At 52.2% G+C, this 10,336-nt stretch carries 3 protein-coding genes; 2 read left to right on the top strand and 1 reads right to left on the bottom strand.

Features of this window, described 5'->3' with window-relative positions:
- Both BN4_RS17885 and BN4_RS14210 read left to right on the top strand, forming a co-directional pair.
- On the top strand, positions 1-7,007 hold a 7,007-nt coding region (locus tag BN4_RS17885; protein WP_041720423.1), incomplete at its 5' end, for a cadherin-like domain-containing protein.
- Between the two features lie 131 nt (positions 7,008-7,138).
- On the top strand, positions 7,139-8,464 hold the full coding sequence (locus BN4_RS14210) for a TolC family outer membrane protein (protein ID WP_015416103.1): 1,326 nt from the start codon (positions 7,139-7,141) through the stop codon (positions 8,462-8,464).
- Between the two features lie 492 nt (positions 8,465-8,956).
- Here the strand turns inward: BN4_RS14210 and BN4_RS14205 are convergent, their stop codons facing one another.
- Positions 8,957-10,327, bottom strand: a complete 1,371-nt coding sequence (locus BN4_RS14205; protein ID WP_015416102.1) for an MATE family efflux transporter — start codon at positions 10,325-10,327, stop codon at positions 8,957-8,959.
- Between the last annotated feature and the right edge of the window lie 9 nt (positions 10,328-10,336).

Genomic DNA, 10,336 nt, shown 5'->3' with positions numbered 1-10,336 from the left:
CCGTTTCCGATGGCGCGGCTTCAGACGGCGCAACCCTGACAATCACCGTCAACGGAACAAACGATATCGCCCATATCAACGTGGACACGGGAGACTCGGCCGTAGGGTCGGTGACAGAGCTTGGAGCGAATGTTGATCAGGATGTTTCCCTGACGACCTCGGGCACTCTTTCCATCAGTGATGCGGATTCCGGCCAGGCCCTTTTCGACACCAATGTAGATGATTCTGATAATCTGGGACACCTGACCATTACCGAAGACGGGCAATGGACCTACACCATCGACAACACTCTCTCTGAAGTGCAGCAGCTTGGGACCGGCGACTCATTCACGGAGACCTTTACCGTGACTTCGGCCGATGGCACCGACTCACAGACCATCACGGTCACCGTCAATGGGACGAATGATGCACCACAGATTACGGATGTTGTTTCTTATGCAAATGATTTCGAACACGGGGCAACAGGATGGAGCAACAACACAGTCACCGAAACCGATGGAGTCTTTACCGACTTCCTCGGCCGATTCGGGACAGGAGATTCCACGGTCAAGACCTTTGATGTCGTGGACGGTGCTGATTCAGTCACCATTGACTTTGACATGTACGAAATCGATTCATGGACCCAGACCGACAATGCATGGGGGCATGATGATCTCATCATCACGGTAGACGGCAATGATATCACTATCCCGCTGGAACGCAGCAACATGGACTACAGTGATGAAGACAATGCCGTGGTCAGGACCGGAACGGTAGAAACGGAAAGCGGCACGATAACCTGGACCTTCACTGCCACCGAACCAGGGACGACCAACAAGGGATTCGGCAGCTATGAGGATCAAATTCATCATGTCACCCTCACTATCGAAAATCCTGGAGACTCCGTTACTTTGGGGTTGGGGTCAACGCTCAACGAAGCCCTGAACAACGAGTCATTCGGAATAGACAACATCGTCGTCAACGCTTCGGATGATGCAGGCAACCCGGTCTTCAGCGTTCTTGAAAACATCACTGACGATACGACTGTTGCACAGTTGATCTCCACCGATGTCGAAGGGCACGATGTAGTCTATCAAATCGTCAGCGTCATTGACGCCGATGGCAATGATGTCAGCGGTATGTTCACCATCGACGGTGACAAGGTCGTGGCTGTGGGGGATTCCGGGTTTGATTATGAAACCAACGCCAGCTACACCGTCACGGTAGTCCCCACCGACACTCCTGCCGAAGGAGCTTTGTCCGGCGATCCCGTCTCTTTCACCGTCCGTATCGGCGACGTCAATGAAGCCCCTGATCTCGATTTCAGCTCTCTGGATACAAGCACGAATTACATCGTCAACGGCAGCTTCGAAGATGTTGCCATCGATTCCGGCGACTGGGCGCAAGGGCACACCCCAGAGGGGTGGACACTGGTCGAGGGCGACCGATGGGAAGTCATGAGCGGCGACCGCTTCGGTATTGACGGCGCATCTGATGGCAACAACGTCATCGATTTCGGTGTCGGCACCCATGAAGCCCTGGTCATTTCCCAGGAAGTCACCGGTCTGAGCGAAGGTGACTATGTCCTGACTCTGGACATGTTCGACAGAAGTTCCAATCTGGGTGGAGATGATGGCGGGGCCATCAATGTCTACTGGAACGGAGAATTGGTCGGCACTTTCAATCCAGGTGATACCGAGTGGGAAACCGGCACTATCAACATCACCGTTGGCGCAGATGAAACCTCCGGCACACTGGTGCTCGAATCCTCCGACAATGACGGATATGGCAATGTGGTCGACAATATCAGCTTATATGCTGTTTCTGATGATGCAGGATCAGGTGTGACCATTACCGAGAATTCCGCAGCCGGAACCTATGTGGCCACGGCGCTCGGAACCGATGTCGATACCCCGGACGAAGATCTGCGCTTCTCCATCGCAGACGGTACACCTTTCGTCATTGATGCTGTCACCGGTGTCATCACACTGGCCGAGGGCGCGACTCTCGACTATGAGAATCAGGATTCCTACTCCGTGGATATCACGGTTACTGATGGAGACCTCTCCACCACCAAGACCCTGACCATCAATGTCGGGGATGTGAACGAAGCCCCCACTGCGACTGATATCGATCTTGGACATATGAGTGAGGACGGTATCGGTGGAGACGGTTCCATTACCTTCAGTGCAGACCAACTGCTGGCCGGAGCTTCCGATGTGGACGGCGATTCCCTGTCCATTGACAATTTGAGCCTGGCAGATGGGCATGGCACACTGACTGACAACCATGACGGAACATGGACATTTACCCCCGACGCTAACTGGAACGGCGATGTCGAGTTCAATTATTCGGTGACGGATGGAACACTGTCCACGGAGCAAACAGCCAGCCTGACCGTTGACGCGGTGGATGATCCCACGGTCATCGACTTTGCAACCGGCGTCTCAGGCCACAACCTTGTCATCAACGGCAGCTTTGAAGATGTCACCATTGATTCGGGCGACTGGGCACAGGGACACACCCCTGAGGGATGGACTCTGGTCGAAGGCGACCGATGGGAAGCCATGAGCGGCGACCGTTTCGGCATCATAGGCGCATCCGATGGCGACAACGTGATTGACACCGGCGTGGGTGGGAACGAGGCCTTGGTCATCTCACAAGAGATTTCAGGCCTGAGCGAAGGACAGTATATTCTTGAGCTTGACCTCTTCGATCGAGGCTCAAATCTCGGCGAAGCGGACAGCGGCAATATCGAAGTTTACTGGAATGGTGAACTTGTCGCTACGTACAACCCGGACGATGTGAACTGGGAAACCGGTACTGTAGTCATAACAGTAGGAGAAGGCGAAACCTCGGGAGAACTCGTTCTGGCGTCCTACAATAACGACAATTACGCAAACGTCATTGACAATATCTCACTTCATAGCGTCGATTCAATCGAATCCGGGCCGGTGGAAATTAACGAGGGAGTCGCCAACGGCACATATATAGCCACGGCTTTTGCCTCTGATGTGGACTCCACAGACCTCAGTTTCTCCATAACCGATCCTGACTCACCATTTTCGATTGATTCTGAAACCGGAATTATAACCGTCTCCGACTCTGCTGATCTGGATGGAAACAACAATTACGACATCGTGGTGACCGTAACAGACGGCGATGGGCATACTGTCAATGACGTCTTGAATGTGGTCGTCAACGAACCGCCTACCAGCACAGACTTCACGGTCTCCGGTGACACCATGCATGCACCTATTGCCATCGACTTCACGGAAGATGTCAATATCCAGGACATCGACGGCACTGTCACTGACGTGATTATCACCTCCCTGCCGGACGCCGATTCAGGGACTCTGTACTTCAACGGTGAACCGGTGGTGGAAGGCAACACCTACTCACTGTCCGAAGGGTCCTTTTCCTTCCAGGCGGAGGAGACCGACCATTCCACAATCCTGCTTGGGAGCAAGGAAGGGAACGATCCGGGACTCACCAACTGGGGCGCGGACAGCGACGATGTCCGCACAACAACCCTGTCACAAGAAGTTGACGGACACACCGTAACTGTCACCAGCGGCACGGGCGAACTGGTTCAGGACGGCGATGGCAATTATTCCATCGTCAACGCCGGAATAGGGGACGCCCTGCAACAGTACGATGAAAATGATCCCAGTCACATCGGAAGCGGCATCGCTGATAATGATGGAAACGGTATTGAATCGGGAGAAACCATCTCTGTCTCGCTTGGCGGCGTGGTCTCCACGGCCCAAGTCGGTCTTGACGGACTCGGCAGCCACTTTGAAGCAGAGAGCGGAGAACAGGCCAAGGCGGTCTGGATCGCAACTCTTGATGGTGAAGTTGTCGGCTCTGGCGTGGTGGAAAATGCCGTCGACAATGACACACTCTTCGAACAGCTGACCATCACGACTGACATGATCGACGGAGGACTGTTCGATACCATCACCTTTACCACGGACTCGTCGTCCGGTTCCAACTGGGAACTGCGCTATGTTGAGGCTGAATACGGCCTGGACACCTCGTTTACCTATGTCCCCGTCGATAATGACGGTCTGGCTGGAAACGAGTCCTCGGTTTCCATTGAAATTACGCCGGATGTCCTGACAACCAACGAGCCGACAAGTGACAGCTTTGCCACCCATGTTGATCACGGGCAATCCGTTGCAATCGACTTCGGCGGCCATGTGCTCGACGTGGAAGACGGTTCGGTGAACACCGTGGTTATCAAGAGCCTGCCCACTGACGGTTCCCTGGTCGATGATCACGGCAATGCCATCGTGGTTGGACAAGAATATAATGTAAACGACATCAATTATGTCGCTTCCGACAGTACCGACGGACCGGATGCTACGGGAGTTTTCCTCGGCACCCGCCATGAGGGCGACCAGAGCATTGACAACTGGGGAACGGAAGTGGATGCCAACACCCGTGTCCTGCATGTATCTGACACCATCTCCGTGACCGTCTCCAGCAACGATGGAGCCTTGACCCAGTACAATGCTGAGAATCCCAACCACATGGGGGTCGGCATCGGTGACAATGACGGAAACGGCATCAACAGCGGCGAAGTGATCACAGTTGCCTTTGACGGAGCACAGGTCTCTACCGCAGAAGTCACTTTTGACGGTCTCGGCTCTGACTTTGCCGAGGGAGGCAGTGTTGGAGCCACTGCCACATGGGTTGCCTACAACGGAGACACCATCGTGGCCCAGGGCGAAGTATACGCCCCTGAATCGGGGCTGGAAAGCGTCGTCACCATCGGCCAGGATATCCTCAACGGTCAACTCTTTGATCGTATCGAATTCTCCACGGATTCCGACTCTTCTTCAAATTGGGAGCTGCGCTCCGTCGATGCTGAATTCGGCAGCGGGGATTCCTTTGAGTACTATCCTGTTGATTCCGATGGCCTGACAGGGAACGCCTCCACAGTCACGCTCACGTATGATGCACCGGATACCATCACGCATGAAGCCCCGGTCTTGGATCTCGGTGACGGCAGTCAGGTCGTTTACGATGGCGAACATGCCGGCTACACCAATATGCTCGGCATATACTTTGTGGAAGACGGCACTCCGAGCAATCCTGAGATCATTCTCACTGACAGCAAGGATGTGAGCATTCTCAATAATGTGATCGCGACCTTCGAAGGAGACCAGGACGTCCATTTCTTCCTGGTTTCCGATGCAGGCGGAGAATTCTCCGCCGACCAACTCGGATCGGAAATGCATTTTGTGATGGATAACGGGAATTGGGCACTGGCCATGGGCAACGACACCGTGGATGTTCAATTCGACATAGCCCAGTTCAACCCGAACGGCGAAGAAGCCTCCTTCCGGTTCGAAACCAACGCCGACGGCTCCCTGTCGGTGGAAGTTGATGACCAATTGGGCACATGGGACGACGATGATTTCGATGATATCTCAGCCACTGTGAATCTTGTGGATGACGGCACATCCGACTACGCCACCACATGGGTTGAAAATCACGAAGGCGTTTCCATTGCCGGAGACGTGGCCATCAGCGATGAGGACTCCAGCCGGATGTCCAGCGCGACCATTATCCTCACCAACGCCCACGATGGTGACATTCTCAACACGGACGCCCTGCCCGACGGCATCACCGCACAGGTTGTTGACAACGGCGACACCATCACGGTCACGCTGTCCGGAACCATGCCCATCAGCGATTACCAGGAAGCCATTCACTCCATCACCTATGAGAACCATGCCTCATCTGACCCCGACGTGACGGACCGTGTCGTTGAAGTAACCCTCTTCGACGAATCCGGCACTTCCAGCAACGTGGCAACAACGACAATCTCTGTCGTTGACGTGGATGTCTCGAGCCAGATCGTGCTCAACCCGAGCTTTGAATCCTCAGACAGAATTTACGGCAGCTGGACACAGACTGATGGCGTTGACAACTGGAGCAATCCTTCTGACGGCGATATTGAAATCTGGAATAACCATATGGGCAAGAACGCAGCTGACGGGAACCAGTTCATTGAATTGGATTCCGCCAATGACGTGGACTCCCTGTCACAGATCATCGCGACCAAGGCAGGAGAGATGGTCAACCTGAGCTTCGCGTTTGCCCCGCGTCCCGGGACAGCTGGTGAAACCAACGACTTTGATGTCTCATTGGGAGGCGTGCTGGTTGCCACTGTCGCCTGGAATGCCGTTGACCATGTCTTTGAGGTCACACAACCCGGTTCCACAGAGGTCACAACCTTCGATTACGACGGTTCCGACTCCGGCTGGAACACCATAAGCCTGGATGTCCAGGCACCGACCGATCATGCGGAGCTGCTCTTCACCGAACATGGCGATCATAATGACACATTCGGCATTCTGCTAGATGATGTTCAGGTTCACCGCGAATTCGATTCCGAAATCCTCGGCACCCATCATGCGGATACGCTGCTCGGCACCCCCGGAGATGACTTCATCATGGCTGTGGACAATACCAGTGACAGCGGACACCACAATCACTACGGCTCTCATATGACAGGTGATTACATAGATGGTGGAGCCGGACACGACGCCATATACGGCGGAGATGGCAACGACATTCTGATCGGCGGAGAAGGAAACGACTTCATATACGGCGGAGGCGGCAACGACACCATTGACGCTGGCTCCGGCAATGACTTCATCAATGCCGGAAGCGGCCATAATGTCGTCACCACTGGCGATGGAAATGACACACTGTTCATCGACCAGTCTGCTCTCAACCAGTCGCACAGCGAAATCGTGGTCAATGACTTCGTTGTCGGCACCGATGCTCTGGAAATGGGTGACGGAATGTCGGTCAAGGATATTACCACGGTAACGGAAAATTCCATCCAATATACTCAGGTTCTGGTGGGTGACGACCACGATAATAATGTCATCGTCAAGCTCCTGGGTGTGACTCAGACCGATCTTGACAGCCACTCCACCGGGGTTGATGCCGCAACCCATTCAGATGACCTCATTCAGTACATGATCGACTCCGGTCACAACTCATAAACCCGCTCATACCAAAGCCCGGCTCCAAATGGAGTCGGGCTTTTTTTGGGATTGAGGTTGATTTTTCATAGAAATAAAGCTAAAAACCTTTTCAATATTCACGGACACTTTTACAAAACATCGGATAACCTATGAAAAGATTTATATTTGCTGCTCTATGCGCTCTTGTTATAACAACTCCAGCCTTAGCCGATGTTGATGGAACAACCTCCGTCAAGGAGAGTGTTATCGCAGCAGTCAAACATCATCCTCAGATCAAATCCTTGCTTTATAACCGTGAAGCGCTCTCCCGAAATCTTGCAGCCTCACTCGGTCGCTTCTTCCCGTCCCTCAACCTGAGTTCCGACATCGGATACCAGCGTTATGACAGTGCGACCACTCGAGCCAATAGCATCAACAATCAGTTCCGTAGCACTTCGGACACGACTGTCAGTCTCACGCAGAATGTTTTTGATGGAATGGACCGCTACAATGAGTATCAGGGGTCTGAAGCGCGTCTTGATTCTGCCAAATTTCGCCTCATTGACAATGTTGAAAGCGTCGGTCTCGATGCTATCAGAGCGCATATCGATATAGTTCGTGAGCGCAAGCTCATGGAATTGGCCAAAGTCAACATTGCCGCCCACCAGGACGTCCTCGGGTCGATTGTCGAGCGTGTGGAAGGCGGAGCCGGAAGCAAGGCCGACGAAATGCAGGCCAGAGGCCGTGTTGCTCGAGCTGAAACGACGTTGATCACCTACAAAGGAAGCCTGGCAACTGCAGAATCCGAATACTACCGCATCACCGGCCTAACACCGACGGTTCTTGACGATGCCACTTTCAGTCCTGATTTCATTCCCGCAGCCTTTTCCGACGTGTTGGAAAAGACATTGGACAACAACCCCAAGATCAAAACGTACAAAGCAGAAGTCGATGTTTCCGAACGGGACAAGGGAAGAACTGAATCAGATATGCTCCCCAATGTAGACGTTCAACTCAGCTCGCGCCATACTGATCATCTGGACGGTTCGGAGACGCATCTCAGAGACGACAGGGCCATGCTGGCTGTCTCTTGGAATCTTTTCAACGGCGGTACCGACTATAATGAGATCAAGGAAGCCGATGCCCGTGTCAATGAAGCCAAGGCTGATTTGGAAAACATCATCGACGATCTCACCCGTCAGGTGAAGACGGCTTGGTCCGATTATGAAACATCAATCGAAACAATTGAAAAACATACAGAAGCGCTTCAGTACAGCATGGAATCCCGTGATATGTATCTGATGCAATTCAACGTTGGTCAACGCTCATTGCTTGATGTTCTTGACTCCATCAACGAGGTCTTTAGCAACTCTGTCCTGCTTGAAACCGCCAAGTCAAACCGTACTTTTTCCCTCTACAAGTTCCTTGCCCTTGAGGGTGAACTGGTTAAGACACTCGAAGTCGCAGACACGACATACGACACCCTGCCCCAATAAAACGAACTGATAAGAAAACTAAAAGAGATGTGGCTGATGCCACCAAAACGTTTTCCATAATTATTGACGAATAAAACGAATCCCCCGTAGACATCGGTTTCCGGGGGATTGTTTCTGGAAAAATATTTTTCATAATATCTAGCGCTTTCACCGAAAGCGTGAATACAATTCTCAAGAGAATATTTCTTAAGTCGAAAACGAAGTCATCTGACAATCCCGCCCTGACGGTCGCCCCTTCTGTCTTTTCATCATTTATAGAAAACATATTGAGGGCATCCACCACAACCCATTTCCTCTTCCATAGGAAAAGACTTGTGCCCGTATAAAAAGCATTCTGACAGAATCACAAACTTGAGCAGAGACACGCTCACGCATAGATCGTGAACTGAGATGCAACAGCCCCAATGTGTTTTTTCCCCTTATACCATGAGAGCAGATGAGGTTGACAGTCACCCTTCTCTTCAAATCCGGGCTTCACCCATCCCGATCGTGTTACTCTATAACTTCCAGAGTCCGCCACGAACCTTGCCGAAATCGAACCATGAATGTCACAGCCAGAATCAGGACATAGGTGAGCAGGCACAGCCAAGGACCGTGAATGGACTGGATACCCAGCTGGTTCATGACCATAATGGGCAAAACAATACATCCAAACGAAGCGCAGCCCATGGTCAACATAATGAACCGGGTATCACCTGCTCCCTTCAAGGCACCGATATAAACGAGCGCCACGGCATCTATCAAGGTAAAGACAGCGACATACCGCAGAAGGACTGTCCCCATAGTGACAACTTCGGTAAAGTCCGTCCCTGAAGATTCATGGGTTCTGAAAAGCTCCATGAGCATTTCCGGCATGAGAAGAAACAATATTCCCATCCCACCCATGTATGCCAGGGCCAGGTGCAAAACAGAATGTGTCGCAAATGCGGCCTGGTCTGGAGATTTCCTGCCCATGGCCTGCCCCACCATGATGCTTGCGGCAATACTCATTCCTATGGTGGGCAGAAAAGCCAGCGTATCGATGGAGATAGCTATATTGGTTGCGGCAAGTTCTACAGGGCCAATCCGCCCGACCATGAATACAAAAAAGGAAATGCCGAACATATCGAGAAAAAACTGCAATCCTCCAGGCATACCAAACCGCAGGAAGCGGAGGAAAAGACGGCGATCCAGCTTGTAGGCAGACCGAACCCGGTACAGTGATTCATTCTTCTTGGTAAAAACCAAAAAAGCGAAACAGATGGCCGGAAAGGTAAACCCGCAAACAGTCGCTAACCCGGCACCGGCAATACCAAGCTCGGGGAATGGACCAAATCCATTTATCAGACAGTAATCCAAAGGGATATTAATTCCGGCCGCAATCAGGTTGATAAGCATGAGAGGCTTGGTCAACCCTCTCCCGGAAAAGAAACAGGAAAGACATATCCCGATCAGGGCTGGAATATTTCCAAGGATCAGGATTCTAAAATAAATGACCTCCAATCTTCGAATGGGCACCGGGTGCCCGCCGAAATCAAAAAGAGGAACAGCCAAAAACCAGAGAATCACCAACACCAGGCACGCAGGGAGACAAAACCAAAGTCCCTGCCAGAGCGCAGCCCCGACACGCTCCAGTTTCCCTGCCCCCGTGTACTGAGAGACAAAGACACCGGTGTATTCAACCACTCCGATAAAAAAAGACAGAAAAAGGAAAGCAAGAATACTTGCAGGGAGAGAGGCACCAAGTGCTTCAAGGGAATAATTTCCCAAGAATATCCGATCAGTAAAAGTCATCACTGTCGATGACATCATACTGACGACCAAAGGCATACCGAGAGTCAACGACTCTCGGTAGCCGTTACGAGCGTTCCATCGTGTGAGCATCCCGGTGGG

Origin of the sequence: Pseudodesulfovibrio piezophilus C1TLV30 (assembly GCF_000341895.1) — a bacterium.
Classification (GTDB): Bacteria; Desulfobacterota; Desulfovibrionia; order Desulfovibrionales; family Desulfovibrionaceae; genus Pseudodesulfovibrio; species Pseudodesulfovibrio piezophilus.
This window is presented reverse-complemented; position numbering and strand designations above follow the sequence as displayed.